The sequence below is a fragment of the Paraburkholderia fungorum genome (assembly GCF_900099835.1).
GTDB lineage: Bacteria > Pseudomonadota > Gammaproteobacteria > Burkholderiales > Burkholderiaceae > Paraburkholderia > Paraburkholderia fungorum_A.
This window is the reverse complement of sequence record NZ_FNKP01000002.1, coordinates 602,077-625,530: the sequence shown is the minus strand read 5'-3', so window position 1 is coordinate 625,530 and position 23,454 is coordinate 602,077. Positions and strand designations below refer to the sequence as shown.

At 59.5% G+C, this 23,454-nt stretch carries 21 protein-coding genes; 11 read left to right on the top strand and 10 right to left on the bottom strand.

Annotation, left to right across the window (positions count from 1 at the left end; translation table 11 throughout):
- Positions 1 to 536: 536 nt before the first annotated feature.
- The 3 genes from BLS41_RS18830 (at position 537) to BLS41_RS18820 (ending at position 5,806) form a co-directional block, all read left to right on the top strand.
- On the top strand, positions 537 to 2,078 hold the full coding sequence (locus tag BLS41_RS18830) for a methyl-accepting chemotaxis protein (RefSeq protein WP_074767545.1): 1,542 nt from the start codon (positions 537 to 539) through the stop codon (positions 2,076 to 2,078).
- 273 nt (positions 2,079 to 2,351) lie between these two features.
- Entirely contained in the window at positions 2,352 to 4,103 is a 1,752-nt protein-coding gene (locus BLS41_RS18825; RefSeq protein ID WP_074771044.1) for a peptidoglycan D,D-transpeptidase FtsI family protein, read from the top strand.
- A 239-nt stretch (positions 4,104 to 4,342) separates the two neighbouring features.
- The gene (locus BLS41_RS18820; RefSeq protein WP_074767543.1) at positions 4,343 to 5,806 is read left to right on the top strand and encodes a catalase; all 1,464 of its coding nucleotides are present in this window, start codon (positions 4,343 to 4,345) and stop codon (positions 5,804 to 5,806) included.
- 139 nt (positions 5,807 to 5,945) lie between these two features.
- On the opposite strand, the gene BLS41_RS18815 is transcribed toward BLS41_RS18820, so the two are convergent.
- A complete protein-coding gene (locus BLS41_RS18815) occupies positions 5,946 to 7,070 on the bottom strand; it encodes a GGDEF domain-containing protein (RefSeq protein ID WP_074767541.1) in 1,125 nt (374 codons plus the stop codon).
- Between the two features lie 261 nt (positions 7,071 to 7,331).
- On the opposite strand from BLS41_RS18815, the gene BLS41_RS18810 reads away from it, so the two are divergent.
- Positions 7,332 to 7,589, top strand: a complete 258-nt coding sequence (locus BLS41_RS18810; RefSeq protein ID WP_074767539.1) for a DUF2866 domain-containing protein — start codon at positions 7,332 to 7,334, stop codon at positions 7,587 to 7,589.
- 36 nt (positions 7,590 to 7,625) lie between these two features.
- Here BLS41_RS18810 and BLS41_RS18805 read toward each other — a convergent pair whose 3' ends face one another.
- Positions 7,626 to 8,267 (bottom strand): 2-hydroxychromene-2-carboxylate isomerase, encoded by a 642-nt coding sequence (locus BLS41_RS18805; protein WP_074767537.1) that lies wholly within the window; start codon positions 8,265 to 8,267, stop codon positions 7,626 to 7,628.
- A gap of 24 nt (positions 8,268 to 8,291) precedes the next feature.
- On the opposite strand from BLS41_RS18805, the gene BLS41_RS18800 reads away from it, so the two are divergent.
- Entirely contained in the window at positions 8,292 to 8,483 is a 192-nt protein-coding gene (locus BLS41_RS18800; protein WP_074767535.1) for a hypothetical protein, read from the top strand.
- Between the two features lie 41 nt (positions 8,484 to 8,524).
- Here the strand turns inward: BLS41_RS18800 and BLS41_RS18795 are convergent, their stop codons facing one another.
- Positions 8,525 to 9,163, bottom strand: coding sequence for a LysE family translocator (locus tag BLS41_RS18795; RefSeq protein ID WP_074767533.1), 639 nt, complete (start codon positions 9,161 to 9,163; stop codon positions 8,525 to 8,527).
- Positions 9,164 to 9,383: 220 nt separating this feature from the next.
- Between BLS41_RS18795 and BLS41_RS18790 the strand changes: the two genes are divergently transcribed.
- From BLS41_RS18790 to BLS41_RS18775, 4 genes are all read left to right on the top strand, one after another.
- Positions 9,384 to 9,968 carry an IMPACT family protein gene (locus tag BLS41_RS18790; protein WP_143026314.1) on the top strand — a complete coding sequence of 195 codons (585 nt, stop codon included), beginning with the start codon at positions 9,384 to 9,386 and terminating at the stop codon, positions 9,966 to 9,968.
- A 332-nt stretch (positions 9,969 to 10,300) separates the two neighbouring features.
- Positions 10,301 to 10,840 carry a hypothetical protein gene (locus BLS41_RS18785; protein ID WP_074771042.1) on the top strand — a complete coding sequence of 180 codons (540 nt, stop codon included), beginning with the start codon at positions 10,301 to 10,303 and terminating at the stop codon, positions 10,838 to 10,840.
- Between the two features lie 136 nt (positions 10,841 to 10,976).
- The gene (locus BLS41_RS18780; RefSeq protein WP_074767531.1) at positions 10,977 to 11,597 is read left to right on the top strand and encodes a LysE family translocator; all 621 of its coding nucleotides are present in this window, start codon (positions 10,977 to 10,979) and stop codon (positions 11,595 to 11,597) included.
- A 248-nt stretch (positions 11,598 to 11,845) separates the two neighbouring features.
- Positions 11,846 to 12,823 (top strand): 2-dehydropantoate 2-reductase, encoded by a 978-nt coding sequence (locus tag BLS41_RS18775; RefSeq protein WP_074767529.1) that lies wholly within the window; start codon positions 11,846 to 11,848, stop codon positions 12,821 to 12,823.
- A 66-nt stretch (positions 12,824 to 12,889) separates the two neighbouring features.
- Here the strand turns inward: BLS41_RS18775 and BLS41_RS18770 are convergent, their stop codons facing one another.
- From BLS41_RS18770 to oxlT, 3 genes are all read right to left on the bottom strand, one after another.
- Complete coding sequence (locus BLS41_RS18770) at positions 12,890 to 14,341, bottom strand: aldehyde dehydrogenase family protein (protein ID WP_074767527.1); 1,452 nt, start codon at positions 14,339 to 14,341, stop codon at positions 12,890 to 12,892.
- Between the two features lie 81 nt (positions 14,342 to 14,422).
- Entirely contained in the window at positions 14,423 to 15,406 is a 984-nt protein-coding gene (locus tag BLS41_RS18765; protein WP_074767525.1) for a LysR family transcriptional regulator, read from the bottom strand.
- Between the two features lie 55 nt (positions 15,407 to 15,461).
- On the bottom strand, positions 15,462 to 16,805 hold the full coding sequence (gene oxlT / locus BLS41_RS18760; RefSeq protein WP_074767523.1) for an oxalate/formate MFS antiporter: 1,344 nt from the start codon (positions 16,803 to 16,805) through the stop codon (positions 15,462 to 15,464).
- 387 nt (positions 16,806 to 17,192) lie between these two features.
- Between oxlT and BLS41_RS18755 the strand changes: the two genes are divergently transcribed.
- Positions 17,193 to 18,140 carry a LysR family transcriptional regulator gene (locus tag BLS41_RS18755; RefSeq protein ID WP_074767521.1) on the top strand — a complete coding sequence of 316 codons (948 nt, stop codon included), beginning with the start codon at positions 17,193 to 17,195 and terminating at the stop codon, positions 18,138 to 18,140.
- Positions 18,141 to 18,236: 96 nt separating this feature from the next.
- The gene (locus tag BLS41_RS18750; protein WP_074767519.1) at positions 18,237 to 18,536 is read left to right on the top strand and encodes an HAD family hydrolase; all 300 of its coding nucleotides are present in this window, start codon (positions 18,237 to 18,239) and stop codon (positions 18,534 to 18,536) included.
- A 68-nt stretch (positions 18,537 to 18,604) separates the two neighbouring features.
- On the opposite strand, the gene BLS41_RS18745 is transcribed toward BLS41_RS18750, so the two are convergent.
- The 4 genes from BLS41_RS18745 to BLS41_RS18730 form a co-directional block, all read right to left on the bottom strand.
- A complete protein-coding gene (locus BLS41_RS18745) occupies positions 18,605 to 19,363 on the bottom strand; it encodes an NAD(P)(+) transhydrogenase (Re/Si-specific) subunit beta (RefSeq protein ID WP_074767517.1) in 759 nt (252 codons plus the stop codon).
- Between the two features lie 56 nt (positions 19,364 to 19,419).
- Positions 19,420 to 20,232, bottom strand: coding sequence for a fumarylacetoacetate hydrolase family protein (locus BLS41_RS18740; RefSeq protein ID WP_074767515.1), 813 nt, complete (start codon positions 20,230 to 20,232; stop codon positions 19,420 to 19,422).
- A 64-nt stretch (positions 20,233 to 20,296) separates the two neighbouring features.
- Positions 20,297 to 21,544, bottom strand: coding sequence for a formyl-CoA transferase (gene frc / locus BLS41_RS18735; RefSeq protein ID WP_074767513.1), 1,248 nt, complete (start codon positions 21,542 to 21,544; stop codon positions 20,297 to 20,299).
- A gap of 24 nt (positions 21,545 to 21,568) precedes the next feature.
- Positions 21,569 to 23,335: a thiamine pyrophosphate-binding protein gene (locus BLS41_RS18730; protein WP_074767511.1), complete on the bottom strand. Its 1,767-nt coding sequence runs from the start codon at positions 23,333 to 23,335 to the stop codon at positions 21,569 to 21,571.
- Positions 23,336 to 23,454 lie beyond the last annotated feature (119 nt).

Genomic DNA, 23,454 nt, shown 5'->3' with positions numbered 1-23,454 from the left:
ATAGCGGAATTTTTATTAATGCGTCTTTTTGATGACGAAGATTTTCCGTCGTTGCGATTAAGTGGAGAAATGTGTCGTTTTTTGCGTTCTTCGCCATTTGCGGATAATTTTGGATTTAATTGGCGTTTTGTGGAATCGTGACGCAACTCATGACAGGCAAGGATCGGCGGCTCAGATGACTGCTTACTCGGCATTTAAAGGCCGACGTGCATCCCGATTTTTAATCTCCGTACCTATTTAACAAAAGCGAATTATTTACTGCCTCCCAATATCTGCCATTCACATATCCAACCGGCTGGGTCAATATAAAACTCCGCAATAGACAATCGGATAAACACCTCATAAAGCAAATTGAAAAAATCGCGATAAAGCTCGTGCAGGGGTCAATAGATCAGACAAATACGGCTTAAAAAACAGCGGGTTTCCCCTGCCTGCGGAATAAATCCGCGCGCGCCGTAAACACAGTTAGCTGGCAGCCAGCTATTACAAGCAAATCCACTCTGACCGACCTCCTTGCGAAAGCCCTCCCCATTGCTATGACTCTGAACAAAAAACTCGCCTCGATGATCGCGGTCCTCTGGATTGGTCTGATCCTGATCGGCAGCTTCGGCGCATGGCAAAACCGCGCGTCGATGATCTCCGACCGACGCGCCCAGTTGATCTCGCTGATCGACCAGGCCAATCACATCGTCGGCCACTATTACGCGCTGGCCCAACAACACACACTCCCCGAAGACGAAGCGAAAAAGCAGGCGCTCGACATGCTGGCGAGCATGCGCTACGGCAAGGACGGCTATATCTCCGTCAACGATTCGCAGCCCGTCATCCTGATGCACCCGATCAAGCCCGAACTGAACGGCAAGAACGTCGCGCAATTCACCGACCCGCTCGGCAATCACCTGTTCGTCGACATGGTCAATCAGGGCAATCATGAGGGCGGCGGTTTCGTCGACTATCTGTGGGCGAAGCCCGGTAGCGAAAAGCCAGTGCCGAAGACCAGCTACTCGGCCCGCTTCGCGCCGTGGGACTGGTATCTCGTCACCGGCATGTACATGGACGACGTGCAAAGCGCGTTCTACGCGAACCTGTTGCGCTGGCTTGCGATCACGGTGGCGCTCGGCGCAGTCGCCACGGCCGTGATGCTGCTGGTGTTGCGCAGCATTCGCCGCTCGCTCGGCGGCGATCTCGAAGTGGCCGTCGAACATGCACAACTGATGGCGCGCGGCGATCTCGCCACTCGCGTGCAGGTGTCTCCTAACGCAAATGGCAGCCTGCTCCACGCACTTCAGACGATGCAGGCCGGGCTGGTCGAAACCGTCTCGCGCGTGCGGCTGGGGACGGAGAACATCAACGTCGGCGCCACGGAAATCGCCGCCGGCAATACCGACCTGTCGCAGCGCACCGAGGAACAAGCGGCCGCGCTGGTCGAAACCGCGTCGAGCATGGATCAGATGACGGTCAACGTGAAACAGAACGCGGACAGCGCAATGCAGGCCGCGCACCTCGCCGGTCAGGCGGCGGACGTCGCAACGCGCGGCAGCCGCGTCGTCGACGACGTGGTGCGGACCATGGGCGAGATCACCAGCAGCTCGCGGCAGATCGGCGACATCATCGGCGTGATCGACGGCATTGCGTTCCAGACCAATATTCTGGCGCTCAACGCCGCCGTCGAAGCAGCCCGCGCGGGCGAACAGGGTCGCGGCTTCGCGGTGGTTGCTGCCGAAGTGCGCAGCCTCGCGCAGCGCTCGGCCACGGCCGCCAAGGAGATCAAGGCGCTGATCGAAACCTCGACGGATACCGTCGAAGCGGGCGCGTCGCTGGTCGCCAATGCCGGTTCGACGATGGGCGAGATCGTGCAGTCGGTGCGTCGCGTGAACGAGATTCTGGAGGAGATCAGCAACGCGTCGCGCGAGCAGAGCGCAGGCATCGAACAGGTGAATCGTGCAGTCGGCGAGATGGATCAGGTCACGCAGCAGAACGCCGCGCTGGTCGAGCAGGCCGCTGCTGCCGCCCACTCGCTGAAGGACCAGGTGGGCGTGCTGCGCGAGGCGATTTCGAGCTTTGCGCTGCCGGTTTGAGGAGGAGTTGAGCCAGCAAACGTAAGCGAAAAAAGAAGGCGCTCGACAGGCCGGGAGCGCCTCTTTAACACGCCGCGTCGGAGTCGACGCATTAATCGAACGAGAGAGCCGTGCGGATTTTATAAGTCCGCGCGGCTTTTTTATTGCGGGACGCGGCGCTGCCATGGCGAAGGCCGATTGAACCGGCTACCTTTCGCGGCGCTCGCGTCAACATTACGTTTTCTTTACAATCAGGGCCATTATCGTCAATCGAACTGTCCGTTTTCCGCGCCCATGATCCAGAACAAGAAATCGCAGTCGCAAGATCAGTACGCACCCGTGACGAAAAATCCGCTGCTGGCCGCGCGTTTGCCGCAATGGCGCTCGAGATTCGTGTTGCTGCTGGTATTCGCCGCGTTCGCGTCGCTGGCGGGACGCGCGTTCTGGATTCAGGTGGTTAATCAGGACTTCTATGTCGATCAGGGGCAAAAGCGCTACCAGCGCACGATCGAACTCGATGCAACGCGCGGGCGGATCGTCGACCGCAACGGCTCGATGCTCGCGGTCAGCCTCGCGACGTACGAAATCTGGGCCTCCCCCAAGCTGATCGACGAAACTGCCTTTGTACCGCTGGCCAGGCTGCTCGACTTGCCGCGCGATGAATTACGCCGCCGTCTGAACGGCAACAGGAGCTTCGTGCTGCTCAAGCGCCAGGTGGATGCCGACACGGCCGCGCGTCTGTCGAAAGAAGGCATTGCGGGCATCACGCAGATCGCCGATTCGAAGCGCTTTTACCCTGAAGGCGAATCGGCGGCGCACGTGGTCGGCTTCACGGATATCGAGGACAACGGCCAGGAAGGCGTCGAACTCGCGGCCAACGAGCAGTTGCTTGGCGTGCCGGGCCAGCGCGAGGTGATCCGCGACCGGCTCGGGCGGGTGGTGTCCGACATCGGGCCACGAGTGCCCGCGCAGAACGGCGACACCATCCACCTGACGATCGACCGGCGCATCCAGCAACTCGCATACGCGCAGCTGAAGGACGCCGTCACGAAACATCACGCCGAAGCCGGCAGCGTCGTGGTGCTCGACGCGCGCAACGGCGAGATTCTCGCGCTCGCCAACTATCCGAGCTTCGATCCGAACCACCGCGCGGGGCTGACCGGGCGGCAACTGCGCAACCGGGCCGTGGTCGATACCTTCGAGCCTGGCTCGACGATCAAACCGGTGGTCGTCGCGCTCTCCATCGACGAAGGCAAGGTGCGGCCGCAAAGCATCATCGACACCGCGCCCGGCTGGTACAAGATCGGCCCGGCCGTGATCCACGACACGTCGAATCACGGCGCGATGACCGTCGCCGAGGCGGTGCAGAAGTCGAGCAATATCGCGCTCGCCAAACTCGCGCTGAACCTGCCCGCCGAGAAAATCTGGAACAAATATCAGGAATACGGACTCGGCGTGCGGCCCGAACTGACCTTTCCGGGCGTGGCGTCGGGCAAGGTGCGCCCGTACAAACGCTGGCGTCCGATCGAACAGGCGACGATGGCGTATGGCTACGGGCTGTCCACGTCTTTATTGCAGATCGCCCAGGTCTACACCGCTTATGCCGGCGACGGCACGATGCATCGCGTGAGTCTGTTGCGGCAGGACGCAGAGCGTGGCGCAGAAGGCACGGAGACCGCGTTGCCGTCGAACCGGCATCAGCGGGTGACCGGGCCGGCCACCGCGCGCTCGATCCGCGCGATGCTGGAGATGGCCACCGGCGTGGGCGGCACCGGGCGCGCGGCCAACGTGGAAGGCTACCGGACGGGTGGCAAGACCGGCACGGCGCGCAAGCAGGTCGGTGCGACGTATGCGAAAAACCGCTACCGCGCGCTGTTCGTCGGCATGGCGCCGATGAGCGACCCGCAGTTGATCGTCGCCGTGATGATCGACGACCCGGCCGGCAAGGCGTTCTACGGCGGCACGGTGGCCGGACCGGTATTCAGCAGCGTAACGGCCGGCGCGTTGCAGTTGCTCGGCGTACTGCCGGACGCGCCGGGGGTTTAGCAGGGGTTTAAATGCGTCGCGACCGATAGGAAAGGCGGCCCGGCCGTTGGGCATAAGCGCCAATGCGCCGCCTGGTCTGTTCAGATCTATTAACAACTTTTGACTCAGCAACGCCCCACAAGCCTTGCTAGACTAAAAGTCGCACTGGATCGCCTGGCTGGCCGTCCGGCGCAACGTTTCGCATCGGTCGCCGAAGAGCGATCCATGCATCTCCCCCGCAAGAAAGCTAAGGAATCGCAATGACGAATCGAACTTTGACGACCGCCGCCGGCGCGCCGGTGGGCGACAACCAGAATTCCGAAACCGTCGGTCCGCGCGGTCCGATTACGCTGCAAGACTTCTGGCTGATCGAAAAACTCGCGCATTTCGACCGTGAAGTCATTCCCGAGCGCCGCGTTCACGCCAAAGGCTCCGGCGCATTCGGCACGCTCACCGTGACGCACGACATCACCCGTTACAGCAAGGCCAAGGTCTTCGAACCCGGCAAAGTCACGCCGCTGTTCCTGCGTTTTTCGACCGTCGCGGGCGAACGCGGCGCGGCCGACGCCGAGCGTGACGTGCGCGGCTTCTCGATCAAGTTCTATACGGAAGAAGGCAACTGGGATCTGGTCGGCAATAACACGCCGGTGTTCTTTATCCGCGATCCGCTGAAATTCCCCGATTTCATTCACACGCAAAAGCGCGACCCGAAGAACAACCTGCGCGACGCGAACATGGTGTGGGACTTCTGGTCGCGCAATCCCGAATCGCTGCATCAGGTGACGATTCTGATGAGCGATCGCGGCATTCCGAAGAACTACCGTCAAATGCACGGCTTCGGCTCGCACACGTTCTCGCTGATCAATGCGCAAAACGAGCGTTTCTACGTGAAGTTCCACTTCAAGTCGAAACAGGGCGTCGAGAATTACACGAATGCCGAGGCGACCGCGTTGATCGGCCGCGATCGGGAAAGCGCGCAACGCGATCTGTTCGAAGAGATCGAGAAGAAGAACTTCCCGCAATGGCGCTTCTGCATTCAGGTCATGACCGAAGCCGAAGCTTATTCGCGCAAGGAAAATCCGTTCGACATCACGAAAACGTGGTCGCACAAGGACTATCCGCTGATCGATGTCGGCGTGCTCGAACTGAACAAAAACCCCGAAAACTATTTCGCGGATGTCGAACAGGCCGCGTTCACGCCGGCCAATATCGTGCCGGGCATCGGCTTCTCGCCGGATCGTCTGCTGCAGGGCCGGCTCTTTTCGTACGGCGACACGCACCGCTATCGCCTCGGCATCAACCATCATCAGATTCCGGTCAACGCACCGCGTGCGCCGAATGTGAACACCTATCATCGCGACGGCGGCATGCGCACGGACGGCAATCTCGGCGCCACGCCGAACTACGAGCCGAACCGCTTTGGCGCGTTTGCGCAGGACCCGTCGGTGAACGAGCCGCCGCTGAAGGCGGAGGGCACGATCCAGCGCTACGATCATCGCGAGGACGACGACTATTTCAGCCATCCGCGGGCGTTGTTCAAGCTGTTTGATGCAGCGCAACGTGAGCGCTTCTTCTGCAACATCGCGGAAGGCATGGCGGGTGTGTCGAAAGAAATCATCGAACGGCAACTGGCATTGTTCGAAAAGATCGACCCGAGTTACGCGGAAGGCGTGAGGAAGGAACTGGGCAAGACGCCGCCGGTTTCGGAAACGGCGCTGCCGTAAGTGGGGTGTTGAGGCCGCTTTGTTAAGCGGCTTCAGGCGGCCCTAACGGGGTCTCTGCGGCTTCAAGGCGCGTTGCCGGTTGCATGTGGAACCGGCAACGCCAGGCTTTAGAGATTTTCGAACGCGGCCCGCTGCAGCTTCACCGCTCCGTCTGAGCGACCTGATCGCCGTCGGCTCTAACCAGCGCCTCGATCCGGTTACGGCCATTGCGTTTGGCCTGATACATCGCGCGGTCCGCCTCTTCCATGATCGCGCGACCCAGCGTGACAGCCTCCGCGGGCGCACCGTTGACCGTGCGCGCCGCGACCCCGATCGACACGGTCAACGCAATGCGCTCGCCGTGATCGTCCTGCAAATCCAGCCGCTCGACCGCCAGCCGCACGCGTTCGGCGACCGTGAGCGCGTCGGCCCGGTCGCCTTGCAGCAACGCCGCGAATTCCTCGCCGCCATATCGCGCGACGGTATCGCCGAGCCGCACCTGCTGGCGCACACACGCGGCGACGGCGGCTAACGCGCGGTCGCCGGTCTGATGGCCGTACGTATCGTTGATACGCTTGAAACAATCGATATCGATAAATAGACAGCCCACCGGCACGCCATAACGAACCGCACGCATCAGTTCCTCGCGCAGCCGCTCGTCGAAATAACGGCGGTTGGCGAGGCCGGTCAGCGAGTCGGTCATGCCGAGCTGCTTGAGCCGCTCGCGATGCGCGACGTTGTCCAGACTGGCCGTGACGATGCTCGCAAAGCGCTCCAGAATGTCCGTCGCCATGCCTTCACCGAAACGCCCCCGGTCGTCGCTGCCGAGGCACAGATAGCCGCTGACGGTATCGCCCGCGGCAAGCGGCAGCAGAATCGCGCTGGCCGGCGCCGGCGCACTGCCGAAGAACGCGTGGCGAAACGTGTCATCCAGTTCATGCGGCCGCCCCAACCACGGTCGCCCCTCTTCGCACAGGCCTTGCGCGGCGAGACCGCCCTCGCGCGAGGTCTTCAGACTGGCGTAATCGAGGTCGCGCAACGCAGAGGGGTCGAGCAGTTCGAGCAGCATTGGCGCGCGATCGTCGAGCCACAGCGTCACACGCGACAGGGAAAACTCCTCCGGCAAATGACGGAACAAGGTGTCGAGGAACGACGCGAAGTCCCGCGAGCCGATCAAACGCAATTCGACATTCTGAAATCGGCGCAGGGTGCGCTCGTTGTGTTGAACCGTGTCGACGAGCGAGCGCAGGCGGTCGGAAAGCGGCGTTTGAGCGAGATTCGTCACGTTATCAGCAAGGCGGGCCCGAAGGCGAAACGGGGTTTTGCAGCCCCAACCGCTGTAATAACGGCCAATCCGACTCAGTCTTGAGAAAAAATTCGCGGCGGGCGCGGGTTTATGCCTTTTAAGTTTCGCTTAATTCTTCCCTGCAACCATGCACGCACAACATCCCCTGTTGAGCCGCCAGAGCACCGGCGGCGCCTTTTCTCCGGAACATCGACGACACGCCGAACAACGGGCAAACGCCCGCGAAGAAGGAGTCAAACCATGGTTGAAGAGACGGTAGTCGAATACCTGCGCGCCATGCCCGGCAACGAATGGGCCCGGCAGATCAACTCATGCAAGGTCTCCGACCCACTGCAGCCGCCGTGGGGACGCTCATACCGGCTCGTCGAATGGACCATGAAACACAACCCCGAATCGAGCCGCCGCGTGGTCCCCGCGGAGAGCACCGCCCTTGAGATCGCTCAGGCTGTCGTGTCGCATGTGCCGGGCCGCCGCTTCTGCCAGCATGGCGACGAATAGCAGCTTCCAGCAGTCAGCCGATCAGGTTCTTCCCCGTCAGTTGTGCGTTGCGATCGAATCGCAATAGTCGAGCGCATCGTCCAGACGATCATTGCCCCAGAACATTTCATCTCCGACAAAAAACGTCGGTGCGCCAAAAATACCCCTGGCCGCAGCGGCCGCCGTTTGTTCCCGCAGACGCAGCTTGTTGGCGTCGCTCTGCGCATCGGCAATGATCTGCTGCGCGGGCAGGCCCAATTCTTCCAGCGCTTCAGTCACGACTTCAATTGAACCGATATCGCGGTCGTCGGCGAAATTGAGCTGCATGATCTTGCGGCACCACGCGCCAATCCATTGCTCCTCTGCGCCCAGCAACGCCACGCGCATGGCGAGCAGCGCGGCGCGCGGGAATGTACTCGGACGCACTAGCGCAATGCCGTATTTGCGGCATTGCCGCTCCATATCTTTCCATACGTACGCGCCCTTCTCCTTCTGCAATACAAATGGAGAATTCTCGAAACCGAGGTCACGAAAAACAGGGCCAAGCAGGAACGGACGCCAGCGAATATTCACGCCATGCGCCAGCGCTCGCGCTTCGATACGCATGACGCTGAGGTAGCTGTAGTTGCTGCCGAAATCGAACCAGAATTCGATGTCCGGCGCAGATTCGGGCGTTGTGGAAGAGGGAATGTCACGCATGGTCGGCTCGGAAATCGCGCGGACATGTCGTTGCCCGCGCTGCATTTTGCAATGGTTGACAGTCGGGTGGAACTGTTCTGCCTATCATGCCCCATTCCGCCCGCCACGATCGACGACCCTGCCATGACCTATCCGTACAACATGCTCATCGCCACCTGCCTTTTTATCACCATCGTTTCTTCGACGATTTTGCTGGCGTTGTCTATCGCTCACTGATCCGGTGCTGCGCTTTAAACGAAAGCACCGGCGTGACACGGTCAGCGCGTTTGCGTTGCAACACGCAGCCCAAGCGAAATAAACAGCACACCGATAATCTTGTTCTGCCAGCGAGCCAGCCACGTCATCCGCTTGACGAGTTTGCCCAGCGGACGAATGGTCAACACGATCAGCGTCGTATAAAGCGCACTCATGCCAACGAAGATCAACCCAAGCGTGGTGAACTGAAAAAACGTCGATCCGTGTTCGGGCCGCACGAATTGCGGCAGGAACGCGAGAAAGAACAGCGCCGTCTTGGGATTCAGAACTTCTGCGGGAATGGCCTGAAAAAACGCCTTCGACGCCGATATCGATACCGGTGCAGGAGCAACCGCGGCCTGTCCGTCGTTCGACGGCTTTTCGCGCAACGCGCGGACGCCGAGATAAACGAGGTACGCGGCGCCGACAAATTTCACTGCGTTGAAAGCCAGTGCCGACGTCATCAACAGCGCCGACAGACCGATCGACGCAGCCAGCGTATGAATGAAATCGCCCGCCGCGATGCCGAGCCCCGTGAGAATGCCGGCTTTGCGTCCGCCATGCACGGTGCGAGTCAAAACAAGCAGCACGGCCGGCCCGGGAATCAGAAAGAGTCCGAGCACAACGGCTACGAAAGTCCCCAACGTGGCTAGATCAAGCATGTCGTCTCCTGTTTGACGCGCCAGCCCTGGTGGATGCGCGTGTTTAGCCGCCAATTGTAGACGAACACGTGAAGGCCGATCCGCCCGCCTCGTGCTCGCCCGAACGCCCGTGGGCAAGCCCGCATTCTTTTCCGGGACTTCGGCCCGCGCCGCGATCCGTTACCATGGCGGCAAACGGACCGCACGAGGCCCGCACCTTTTATCTACCGAAGTTTTTGCCGTGCCCACCTATACCTTGCCCGCGGCGCTGAGCGCGGAACTCGACATTCGCAAGAGCCGTTTCATCGCGTACGCGATACCGGTTGCCGACCGCGACGCGGCGATGGCCGAATTGCGTCGGCTACGTGAAGAACATGCTGCTGCGACTCACGTGTGCTGGGCACTGCTGGCAGGCGGCCAGTCCGGCATGTCCGACGACGGCGAGCCGTCCGGCACCGCCGGCAGGCCGATTCTCGAAGTGCTGCGGCATCACGATCTGGACGGCGTGCTGGCCGCCGTCGTGCGCTATTACGGCGGCGTGAAACTCGGCGCGGGCGGGCTGGTGCGCGCCTATACCGATGCAATCGCGTCCGCCTTGCTGGACGCACCGAGGATCGAGAGGATTGCTCAGGTTTCGCTGACCGTCGAAGTGAGCTACGCGGATGAAGCCAAAGTGCGCCGATGGATCGACGCCGAAGGATATGCACTCGCGGATAGCGCCTACGCAATGCTGGTGAAGATGACAATCCGTTTGCCGGTCAATGCGCTCGACGCCGCGCAGCTCTCTTTGGTGGATATGACTCAGGGCAAGGCCGGCTTCCCCTGAACGCTCACCTTTAAAACGAGCCGGCATACGACTTTCACACACTGCGGTTATTGTCGTGAGATAACCTCTGCTGCGCGGATTTTCCCGGCAGAAGCGGCATTGAAGAAATGGCCTGCATGACCAGCGAGCCAGCGGGAATTCACTCTGCGTAAGCGCCCCGAAACGGGCATGGGTCCACAGCGCTGTTACCATGCTGCTATCTGCCGGGATGAACTTCATTTGAAAGGCCAATTCCTCTGACCTCGATCGACGCTTTTTCCAGTACAGCACCTGAGTCACTGCAACGGAGCCGGTCTCTACCGCGCACCGCGCGCGCGTCGTTGCGATCGACCGTGCTCAAGGGCTGCGGCACAGTTGCGTTGCCGTTGATGCTGTCCGCCTGCTCCTGGTCGTGGTTCGGCCTGAACAGCGCCCCGCGCGCGGCCGTGCATTCCACCGGATGGCTGAGCGTGGCTCCTGCCCACGACTTCGCCTATATGCCGGCCCTCAGCGGACAGGTGTCGCCGAATCGGATTGAAAATACGGCAATGACCGGCATCATCCTCAAGGACGATATTTGCGAGGTGGTGCGCAATAGCGTCGCGAACAGCCTGCAGGTTGCCGGGTTTCATCTGAGCGCGAGCAAGCGGGTACTCAGCGGCAGCATCGAAATGTTCAAGGTGGACGACGCCCGGTCGCCGACCATCTGGACCTTGAAGATGCACTACGTGGTTACCGATGCTGCCACCCACAAGGTCGTGTACTCGACCACCCAAACGGTCCGGCAGAAGTCGCCGAAATTCACCAGCAGCACAATTGCCATTGAAGATACGGTCAAGCTGAGCGTCGATACGTTGATCGGCGATCCCGGCTTCGTTAAAGCGGTAAATTGAATTGAACGGTACTCGATAAGAGTATCGACGACACCGGCATTCCACAGTCTCGCTACAATTCGGATTTGACCAGGTTATCGCGCCCGCTCCCCCACTGCGCGATTCGCTACAAATTCAGCTTACCGTGCGAGCCGTCATGTCCCTTACCGCCTGGCTGTTCTTCCTGCCCGCCTGCTTCGCGATCAATCTCGCGCCGGGGCCCAATAATCTGCTGTCGATCAATGTGGCCGCACGCCACGGTTTCATGACGGCCTGCATCGGCGGCACAGGAAGGCTGGTCGCATTTGCGATGATGCTTGTGCTTGCCGCCACCGGACTCGCTGTCGTCCTGCATGCATCCGCATGGTTTTTTCTCGCGATCAAACTGGCCGGCGCGGGTTATCTGATCTGGCTTGCCATTCAACTCTGGCGCAGCGACGCGCCCGCTATCGACACGTCGCAGCCTCAGGATGCATCGCTTGCGCGCATTGCGCGGCAAGAGTTCCTCGTGGCTGCCGGCAATCCGAAGGCAATTCTCGTTTTCACCGCTTTTCTGCCGCAATTCGTGAATGTCACGCAGCCGGTACTTCCTCAATTCGCGGTATTAGGCGCGAGTTTTCTGGTGCTCGAATGGGTCGCCATTGCGCTTTATTCGTGGGCAGGAATGTATCTCGGGAAATGGTTAATGCGGGCAAAAGTACGGCGCTGGTTCAATCGATGCTGTGGGGGTTTTCTGGCCGCGATTGGGGTAAGTTTTTTGGCGGTTCGGAGGGGGTGATTGAGTTACAGACCTTGATTGTGGCAGGCCACGCATATCAACCGCCTGACAACACTCGCGGATCGAATAGCTGATCCAATACTCTGGATAGCGAATCACCCATAAGCCATCCTTAATACATCCCCCGAGAAACTTTAACTATCCGTATTCGTCGCACCCTCATATCCTCAGGCAAAGGCGCCGTTGCTGAACACGCATGGAATGATGCGGCGCGGCGAGAGACTTTTTACAGTCAAGGGAGCGGCATCATGAAGATCTGCATTTATGGCGCGGGCGCAATCGGCGGCTTGATGGGTGTGCAACTGGCACGCGCCGGCGCGGACGTGAGCTTTATTGCACGCGGCGCACATCTGGCCGCAATGCGCGAACACGGCGCACGTCTGATCATGGACGGCGAGACTTTCAGCGCGCCCGTACGCTGCACGTCCGACCCGCGTGAGCTGGGCGTGCAGGACTTCGTGATCGTTACGTTGAAAGCGCACTCGCTCCCCGGCGTGGTGGATGCAATGCAGCCTCTGCTCGGCAAACACACAGCCATCGTCACGGGCGTGAACGGCATTCCGTACTGGTACTTCTATCAGCATGGTGGACGCTTTGCCGGCACGCGCCTCGCGAGTGTCGACCCGGACGGTGGTCAATGGACCAAACTCGGCCCTGAACGGGCGATTGGTTGCGTGCTCTATCCTGCAGCGGAAATTGTCGAACCGGGCGTCATCAAACATGTGTACGGCAAGAAATTCCCGATTGGCGAGCCCGGTGGCGAGCGCACGCCGCGCATTCAGCAATTGCACGAGATCATGCAGTCGGCAGGTTTTGAAGCGCCGATCCGTGACAATATCCGCGACGAAATATGGCTTAAATTATGGGGTAATCTGTGTTTTAACCCGATCAGCGCGTTGACACATGCAACGCTCGACGTGCTCACCAGCGACCCCGGCACCCGCGCGGTATCACGCACGATGATGCTCGAGGCGAAGCGCATTGCCGATCAATTCGGCGTGCACTTTCGCGTCGACGTGGAAAAGCGCATTGATGGCGCGGGCGCGGTCGGCGCGCATAAAACGTCGACGCTGGTCGATCTGGAAAATCGCCGGCCGATGGAAATCGATCCGCTATTGACGGTGGTTCAGGAAATGGGCCGTCTCGTGTCCGAGCCTACGCCCACCATCGACGTGGTGCTGGCGCTGATCAAACTGCGCGAGCGAATGGCATTGCAAGGGGATTGAATAGACAAAAAGGATCGAACGCAAATCGCGTTCGATCCTTTTTTATGCCGTTAAATCGCGGGCTATTTATTGGTCAATTGCCAGCCACACCGCTTTCGGTTCAGTGAAGTTCTCAATGGCGACATCCCCGTGCTCGCGACCAAAGCCCGAATCGCCGGAACCGCCCCACGGTAACCGCACATCGGTGTAGCCGTACGTATTGATCCACACGGTCCCCGCCTTCAGGTCTCGCGCGACCCGATGTACTCGCCCGATATCCGCACTCCACACGCCGGCCGCGAGACTGTACAACGTGCCGTTGGCAATTCTGATTGCATCGGCTTCGTCTTCGAAACGAATCACGCTGGCTACAGGTCCGAAAATCTCTTCTTGCGAAATGCGCATTTCGTGCTCGACGTCCGCAAAAACAGTAGGTTCGACGAAGAAACCGCGCTCGCCTACCCGCGCGCCGCCAGTCACGAGTCGCGCACCTTCGGCGCGGCCCGCGTCGACATAACCCAGCACCGTTTTCATTTGTGACGCGGAAATCAGCGGCCCCATCGACGTTTCGCGCGCCGACGGATCACCTATCTTGATCGACCTCGCGCGTGCGGCCAGGCGCTCTACGACTTCGTCATACACATCGCGATGCGCAAGAATCCGCGAGCCTGCTGAACACACTTGCCCGGTGTTGAAGAAAATGCCCGATGCTGCTGCACGCACGGCGTTATCGAGATTCGCATCTGGGAAAATCAGGTTGGCGGATTTGCCGCCCAACTCCAGCGTGACGCGTTTGAAGTTGCCGGCCGCACCCTGCAAAATGCCGCGCCCGACCGACGGCGATCCGGTGAACGTCACCTTGTCGATGCCTGGATGCGCCACCATCGCATCCCCCACCACGCGCCCCTTGCCGGTGACGATATTCAACACGCCGGGAGGCACGCCCGCTTCGAGCGCCAGTTCGCCGATACGCAATGCAGTGAGCGGCGTAATTTCAGCGGGCTTGACGATCAGCGTGCAACCGCATGCAAGAGCGGGCGCGATCTTCCACATGCCGATCATCAACGGGAAATTCCACGGCACGATTGCGCCGACCACGCCCACCGGCTCACGCAACGTGTACGTCAATGCATCGGGGCGCGTCGGCACCACCTGGCCATTGATCTTGTCGCACCAGCCTGCGTAATATTCGAGCGTATCGATCGCGGCGGGAATGTCCTGACGCATCACGGCGGCAATCGGCTTACCGGCGTCGAGGCTTTCGAGCGCGGCAAGTTCGTCGAGGTTCGCGCGCATCAATCCGGCAAGTCGCATCAGAATGCGGCCACGTTCTGCCGCTCGCAACGCGTTCCACACTTTCAGCGCGGCACGCGCGGCGCGCACGGCGGCATCGACATCGGCGGCGCTGCCTTGCGCTACCAGCGCAATCGGTTCTTCGGTAGCCGGGTTGATGTCGACGGAATATTCTCCGGTGCCGGGCGGCAGGCGCTTGCCGTCGATCAGCAGATCGTGATGCCTGAGGTCGGTATCAGTTTCCATCATGAAGCTCCGTGTGTGTGATGTTATGCGGCTGACTGCCGGCGTATCGATCGTGAACGGGTGCTGGCAACCGGAACGAAACTAGGGTTCGTGCAAAACGGTATGGCCTGACGTTGCAGCCTTCCAACTGAAATTCTGCGAAGCGAGAGGTGCCGTTAGCGGCGACGAGTCGCTGGCAATGACAGTGGCAGCAAATTGAGCCCATGCCGCAGTGGCGTTGGGCCGCAGAGAACGATTCCGCCGCTGCACCAGCACTGTTGTCACCGTCGTCTCAGGAACGAGTGGACGCGTGACCAGCGACGCTGCGGGCAACGGCCAATGCCCGTCGATTGGCAAAACGCCGACGCCCATTCCCAGTTCGACCATGCGAGAAACAGCGGCAACGTGACCGAGTTCCTGCAACGGTCGCCGTTTCAATTGATTCGTGTTGAACGCTACTTCGAGCGCGGCGCGTATTCCTGCATCGCCGTTTAGCGTGATGAGCGTCCATTCATTCAACTCGCGCCATTCGACATGATTACGCTTCGCCAATGGATGCACGGCCGGTATAAGCGCATGCAGCGGAGTCGTGAAAAGCACCTGCGCATGTAGCAAGTCGCCAGCGAGTGGCTCGGCAACGGACACTACGCCAAAGTCCACTTCGCCCTGCTCGACACTCGCGAGCACGCTACTTTGCGGTTGATCTTTAATCGACACGACCAGGTCTGGATAAGCGTCGGCACAACGGGCAAGAGACTGCGCGACCCAACCTGACGACAACACGGGATTACTCGCGACCACCACGACGCCGGTATGTCCGTCGTACGCTGCGCGTTCTTCCCGCAATGTCAGTTCTATTTCGTCCAGTAGCCTGCCGATTCTTCTTTCGAGACTTGCACCTGCATTCGTCAATTCGACCTGACGCGTAGTGCGATCGAAGAGTTTCAATTCGACGGCGTCTTCGAGTTCGCGCACGCACCGGCTCACCGCCGATTGCGTCAGATCGAATTCGCGCGCCGCACGAGTAAAACTTCGCTCACGCGCGACGGCGACGAATACCTTGAGTTGCTGCAATGAGACGTTCATGACGCGATGACCGAAGCGGCTACCGATATCGCTGTCGCGCGCGCGTGGCTCACGCCTATTCCCCTGTCTGCTCAGGCCAGTTGCTCAGCCGCGACGGACCGTGCCCATTGCCTGCAACCGCCAGCACGCCCTGAGGTTCGTTATGCGACTCGATCCAGCGTGAACGCATCGGCGCAAGGACAAACTTCGCCGAAATGCCCGCAGCAATCGTGATCACTGCAGAGACGGTGAATACGAGACTCCATCCGCCCATGGCCGCGAGCACCGAAGCAATCGGCACGAGAAGCGCCGCCGTGCCTTTGGCGGTGTACAACGTTCCGGCATTGGCCGTTGCATATTTACTGCCGAATGTATCGGCGCAGATTGCCGGAAAGATCGAAAAGATCTCGCCCCAGAAAAGGAAGATCAGAGCGGCGAAGGTCATGAACGCGTAGGGATTGGTGCCGAACTGCATCATGCCGAGCAAGGCCAGACCTTCGCCGATAAAGATCACGAACATCGTGTTTTCGCGGCCAATCTTGTCGGAAATAAAACCGCACAACGGACGCGTCAAGCCGTTGAAGATATTGTCGATAGAAAGCGTGGCGGTAAGCAGCGGCAGGGTCATGCCGAAAAGCGACATCGGAATACGAGCAAGGCCCCAGTCTTTTGCAATCGGACCGATTTGCGCGGTGGCCATCAAACCGCCTGCTGCTACAGCGACAAACGACACATACATGACCCAGAACACGGGTGTTCTGATCATCTGTCCCGCAGTGAAGTCGACTTTCGACACCGCGAAGCGGGTCTTGCGCACCGCCTGCTGACGCGGCGTCGGCCTGCGCAACGTCAGCGCAAGAATCAGAATGCTGACGCCCTGCAAGATGCCGAAGAAGAAAAACGCGTGCTCGTAGCCGGAGCGGGTAATCATGTTGGCAATGGGGATGACGGTAATCGCCGCGCCCGCGCCGAAGCCCGCAGCAGTCAGCCCTGCTGCGAGCCCGCGTCGATCGGGGAACCACTTGAGCGCATTGCCGACGCAGGTACCGTACACGCCACCCGCGCCGATGCCGCCGATCACGGCGGAAAGGTAGAGAACACCGAGCGTCGTCGCATACGAATTCATCACCCACGACAGACCCGCGCATATCGCACCCACGGCAACCACTGGCCGAGGTCCGAATTTGTCGACCAGCAAGCCTTCCAATGGCACGAGCCACGTCTCGGTGAGAATGAAGATCGTAAAGGCAAGTTGAATGGACGCTTCGCTCCAGTGATGCCGCGCGTTCATCGGTGTGACGAACAATGTCCACGCGTATTGCAGATTCGCCACCAGAGCCATGCACACCATGCCGATGACGAGTTGCCACCAACGGTTCCCCAAAAATAGCCGGGGCGTTTGCTGGGTGATATTGTCCATGAGCCTTGTCTCCACTATTTATTAGTGCAGCCGGTCAACGCTCCGGAGGAAGTTCTCCGGAGGACACGCCGTGCTGTTGAGTCCCTTTTGGTTGTGACCCGAAAAGCCTTGCTCTTCGGGAAAATTTATTATTTGTCTCCCAGTTCTTTTCTATAAAGGCGATGTCGATCAATCATCGCTTTTTCGGAAGTTCTTTTATTCCGATCATTCAATTGCGTGTTCCAGAAGTACTGACAAGCCGTTCCTCCTTCCTCACCGGATACACACGTTAACCCGGGTATCAAGGCGGCAATTCCGCTTCTTACAGTTACATGCTAGGGTCATTGCTGAATTACCAATAATTAAAGTTTGTTATTATGTCGATTCACATTTGCTTATACATCGGCCATGACGATGCGCAATGCGACTCTGCGGCAACTAAAGGTGTTCGAAACGGTGGCGCGCCATCTGAGTTTCTCGCGTGCCGCCGAAGAATTGCATCTGACGCAACCTGCGGTCTCCACCCAGGTTCGGCAACTCGAAGAACACGCGGGCCTGCCGTTGTTCGAACAACTCGGCAAAAAGATCTACCTCACGCCGGCCGGCACCGAAATGCTTCACTACAGCCGCGCGATCATTCAGCAATTCCACGAAGTCGACGAGGCCATGAGTCAGCTCAAGGGCGTCTCGGGCGGCAAACTCAATGTGGCGGTAATTAGTGCGGGCGACTACTTTTTTCCGCGCCTGCTCGCCGAATTCACGCGCCGCTATGCCGGTGTCGTTCTCAACCTCGCAGTGCACAATCGGGAAGAACTGCTGCATCAGTTGTCGACGAATCAAACCGATCTCGCGGTCATGGTGCGTCCGCCCCATGAAACCGACGCCACCAACGAACCGTTCGCGCCCCACCCTTACGTGATCGTGGCAGCGCCAACACATCCGCTTGCACACAAGCGCAACATCAGGATGAGCCAGCTCGCTAACGAAGCATTCATCGTGCGCGAACGCGGCTCCGACACGTGGAATTCGATGGAAGAAGGTTTTGCCGGGCGCCTCTCCAATCTGAAGATCGCGATGGAAATAAAGAGTACCGAAACGATCAAGCAGGCGGTGATTGCCGGCATGGGCATCGCGTTCCTGTCGGCCCATACCATCAGCCTCGAATTGCAACTGGGCCATCTGGTCGTGCTGGATGTCGAGAGCTTTCCCGTCATGCTCAACTGGTATGTCGTGCATAGAAAGAACAAACGTCTGCCGCCGGTTGCCGTAGCGTTCAAAAGCTTCCTGATGGAAGAAGGCGCGCATCTGATCGAGAAGATCACGCGTGTGAAGGAACTGAGCGTGTATAAGCAGTAGGCTATGGATAACCAATAAAACTTTAACTATTACAAATTCATCGGTGCTTCTATCCTGCAAACGAGTTCTTCTACTCGTTAGCCGAGGAGGCCGATCATGAACCACACTCAGGTTGAATCCGACAGCAGTGCCCGCTCTGCCCGCGTTACTCAACGCCATCCCGACGACGCCCACTTGAGTGCTTATAACGCAGCGTTCAGCGATCTCGGTTTGCGATTCCGCTGGGACCGTGACACGCTCGATCTCCTCAAGGAATTCAACGGAGAAGTGGCGCGTATTACGGCCTATATCGAGCGTTATCACAGTCATCTTCATCGTGCTTACGACGCCGACTTTCTCGCGCAAATGATCCTGCACAAGAAAGAGCAGTACTACAGCGAGTTCTCTGCTGCATAAAGATGAGTCTGGAGACGAGATCATGATCCCGTCTTCCGGCATGCGTGATCTCCGATAGGTATGTACGTTCATAGCCGGCGACGAGTCGTCAATTGAGTCAACCGGTGGCGCACGCACGCTCCCGATCTGCCATGGCCGTTATGCCAGTCGCGACGATGTCGATATGCTGCCGTGCGCACACTGCCAGGCAGTATTTCGCGCAACACCCATGCCGGTTCATCTCCGCCACGCCATTCGATGCATGACAGTACCCCTGCCCTGCCGGTTGCAAGAGTTGCAAGCGCGTGCTCACCGGAGTACTCACGACTGGTCGTAATGTGTACGCCGATAGCGCATGCCAAGGCACCTGTTGCGAGTAATGCGGCGAGTCCGAACGGTTGCGCCTGCTCGGTCACGAATCCATAACCGAGCCAGGCGCATAAGAGGATCGCAATCAGATTGACGATGCCGTGCCCCGGACGTGCAACCGTTTTCAGTGGCAATGCGCCACGCAATTTGCAGAGCGCAATAGCGGATGAAGCGAAAACGAGTGCGCCGATAAATACCGCGCCATCGATTTCGGCGCGCTCCATATTGGCCCAAGCTGACGACGACAGATAAAGCGCGCAGCCGCCTGACATGAAAGCGAATCCCGCTGCGCTTCCCAGCATGGACGCGAGAAGCGCACGACGTGTGGATCCGTGATCGACTCTGCGCCGTACAACTGCCGCAAGCGCAACGATTACAGCAATCCCAATCGTCAAGGCCATTGCAGAGGCGGGCACGACACCGAGGCCGGATTCTGACAAAGAACACATCCACGCGGTACTGTCAGACGCTAGCGGCATGCCTTGTTCTCCGTATTGCGATGTGACGACGTTTGGCCATCCAACCATCCATCCAGTCAGACCGCCGCGACGCGCTCTGCCTTTTTAGCCGCCGTCGCGTTTGCTGCGATCAATGTATTGCTAAGCGTGCCGATTCCATCGACGGTAATAGACACCGTTGCACCTTCCTTGATCGAGCCGACTCCGATCGACGTGCCGCACGCAATCACGTCACCGGGTTCGAACGTGAGATCCTGCGAGATGAGACTGACCTGCTCGGCGGGCGAGAACACCATATCGGCGAAAGGATAGTTTTGCCGTTCGACGCCATCGAGCGATGTGACAAGATTCGCGCGCTGCCAGTCGAAACCGGACACGATAGCGGGCCCGATACAACAGAACGTATCGAAGCCTTTCGCGCGGCACCATTGCGGAAAATGCGGATTCTCGTTCAGCAGATCGGCGGCCGTCACATCATTGATCAGCGTGTAGCCGAAGATCGCATCGGCCGCTTCTTCAACGCTTGCATTGCGACAGCGTCGGCCAATCACAATGCCGAGTTCGCCTTCATAGACGATCTTGCCCGCGTAACCAGGCGGCCGACGAATCGGCTCGCCCGTCCCTATCACCGAGCCGGCAGGCTTGAGCAAAAAGAGCGGATGCGTGGGCACGGGTTTGTCGAGCTTCGCCGCCAGCGCGTGATAGTTATTCCACAGCGCGACGATCTTGCCTGGCGCACACGGAGCGACTGGCGTCAGAGCGCGCGTCGACAACACCGCACCGGTCGGCACCGGCCGCTCGATACTTTCGTACTCGTGCAGATAACCACCTTCCACACGACCGAACACGATATCGCCATTGCCCGACATGAACCGCATCCACGTATCCATACATCGCTCCTTGAGCGCTTCGGCACGATCTGTTTCTTTGACGACGGACTCAGCGAGTGACGCGCTAGATCGCGCCGGCAGTACGCAGCGCGCTGATCTGTTCGAGTGAGTAGCCGAGTTCGGCCATCACTTCGTCGGTATGTTCACCGAGTAGGGGCGAGCGTTTCACTTCAGTGGGGCTATCGGACAATTTGATCGGATTACCCACGGTCAGATACTTGCCACGCGTCGGGTGATCCACTTCGACAATCGTGCCTGTTTTACGCAGCGACGGTTCTTCTGCGATTTCTTTCATCGATAGAATCGGGCCGCACGGAATATCGTATTTGTTGAGAATCTGCATCGCCTCGAACTTGGTCTTGGTCATCGTCCAGCGTTCGATCTCGTCGAAGATATCCTTCAGATGCGGCAAGCGCGCGGCGGGCGTTGCATAGTCGGGGTCCGTCGCCCACTCTTCCTTGCCGATCACATTGCAGATCTTCGCCCACACCGGCGCCTGCGTGATGAAGTAGATATAAGCGTTCGGATCGGTCTCCCAGCCTTTGCACTTCAGAATCCAGCCAGGCTGACCGCCGCCCGATGCATTGCCCGAGCGCGGCACCGCTTCACCGAAATTCCCATTCGGATATTGCGGATACTCTTTCATCGTGCCGGTGCGGTCGAGCCGTTGCTGATCGCGCAATTTCACGCGGCACAGGTTGAGCACGCCGTCCTGCATTGCAGCGAGTACGCGCTGTCCGCGACCGGTATGCGTGCGCTGATATAGCGCGGTGACAATGCCGAGCGCCAGATGCAAACCCGTGCCGCTATCGCCGATCTGCGCGCCGGTCACGACGGGTGGCCCGTCGTCAAAACCGGTTGTCGATGCCGCGCCGCCCGCACATTGCGCGACGTTCTCATAGACCTTGCAGTCTTCATAAGGACCAGGGCCAAAGCCCTTTACCGATGCGACGATCATCTGCGGATTCAACTCCTGGATCCGCTCCCATGTGAATCCCATTCGATCCAGCGCGCCAGGTGCAAAGTTCTCCACCAGCACATCGCATTTCTGGATCAGTGCTTCGAGAACCTGCTTGCCTTCAGGATTTTTCGTATCGATCGTGACCGAGCGCTTATTGTGATTGAGCATCGTGAAGTACAGGCTGTCTACGTCGGGAATATCGCGCAGTTGCTCACGCGTTATATCTCCCGCGCCCGCTCGCTCCACCTTGATCACATCGGCACCGAACCACGCCAGCAATTGCGTGCAGGTCGGCCCCGATTGAACGTGCGTGAAATCGAGAATGCGCACACCGTCGAGTGCTTTGCTCATGTCATGTCTCCTGAAGGCTGCCGCTTATTTGTACATGGTTTGATTTTTTGTTCCGGGAGCGTATTCGCGCGGATCGACCCAGATGTTGACCACCGCCGAACGTCCGGTGCGATGAATCGCTTCACGTGCACGCTGCAACGCGCCGGCGATCTGCGCGGGGTCGCGCACTTCTTCGCCGTGACCGCCGAGCATTTCAGCGAACTTGCTGAACGGCACATCACTCAATAAATTGCCGACGTTGCCGCGTTCGTCGCCGTACTTGGCAAGTTGGCCGTAGCGAATCTGGTTCATCGCAGAGTTGTTGCCGATGACCGCGAGGTACGGTGCGCCGAAGCGGTTCGCGGTTTCCATGTCGAACGCGGTCATGCCGAATGAGCCGTCGCCGTAGTAGCACAGCACTTCTTTTTGCGGATGTGCCAGCTTCGCCGCGAGTGCGAAGCCGGTGCCGACGCCGAGCGAGCCGAGCGCGCCCGGGTCCATCCATTGACCCGGCCGGCGCGGGCGCACCGCTTGCGCGGAAATCGTCACGACATCGCCGCCATCGCCGATATACACGGTGTCGTCGGAGAGGAATTCGTTGAGTTCGTAAGCGACCCGGTATGGATGAATCGGTGTGCTATTCGATTTGAAAAGCGGCATCAGCTTTTCGGTTGCGGTGGCTTCCGCGTCCTGCAATTGCGCCATCCATTTGCGGCGTGCCTGACGTTTGTCATCCTTCAGACGCCCGCTCGCGGCTTGCAGCACCGCCGCCAGAATTGCACCGGGATCGCCGACCAGGCCGAAATCGATATCGCGATTCTTGCCGACCGTCCGGTAGTCCATATCGATCTGCACGAGCGTCAACTCTTTGCTGATGCGCTTGCCGTAACCCATGCGGAAATCGAACGGCGTGCCGACGACGATCAGCACATCCGCATTCGCAAAAGCCTGCGAACGGGTGCGGTCGAAATGATGGGGATCGCCCGGCGGCAGCAGCCCACGGCTCGCGCCGTTGAAATAGCCGGGACTGTCGAGCCCGCGCAGCAACGCGATCGCCTCTTCATGACCGCGCGCGGTCCACACCTGCTGCCCGTACAGAATCGCGGGACGCTCCGAATTCACGAGGACGTCCGCCAGTTTTTCGATATCGCGCGGATCGCCGACCGATTTCGTCGACGCCCGATAGTGACCCGGCTGCGGCACCACGGCGCGCGTCAGGTCGACTTCGCGGTCAAGCACGTCGCGCGGAATCTCCAGGTACGACGGACCGGGCGCGCCGTTGAAGCACTCGCGCGCGGCCATCGAAATCATGTCCGCGACCCGCTCGGTGCTCGACACGCTGGCGGCGAACTTGGTGATCGGCGCCATGATGTCGACGTGCGGCAGGTCTTGCAGCGAGCCCATCTTGTGTTGGGTAAGCGCGCCCTGTCCGCCGATATGCAGGATCGGGCTTTCGGAACGGAACGCGGTGGCGATGCCCGTCACCGCATTCGTGCAGCCTGGGCCCGCAGTCGTGACGACGCAGCCGAGCTTGCCGGTTTGCCGCGCGTAGCCATCGGCGGCGTGCGCGGCGACCTGTTCGTGCCGCACGTCGATGATGCGGATTCCTTCATCGACACAGCCGTCGTAGATATCGATGATGTGGCCGCCACACAGCGTGAAGATCGTGTCGACGCCTTCGTTTTTCAGTGCTTTCGCCACCAGATGGCCGCCGGAGATGACGCCGGCGTTGCGCGTCTTCTGCTTGAGGGTGTCGTCGGCGGTGGTGGCGCTGTTTGTGGCTGAGGTCAACGATGAAACAACTGCAGACATGGTCGTCTCCTGTGTCGCTCCAAGTTAGCGCTTTAGCGCTTACTTGGAGCCCATGCAACGCTGTCGGTGGGAGTTAGCGCTTTAGCGCTTACTCCCACCCCATGCAACGCTGTCGGTGG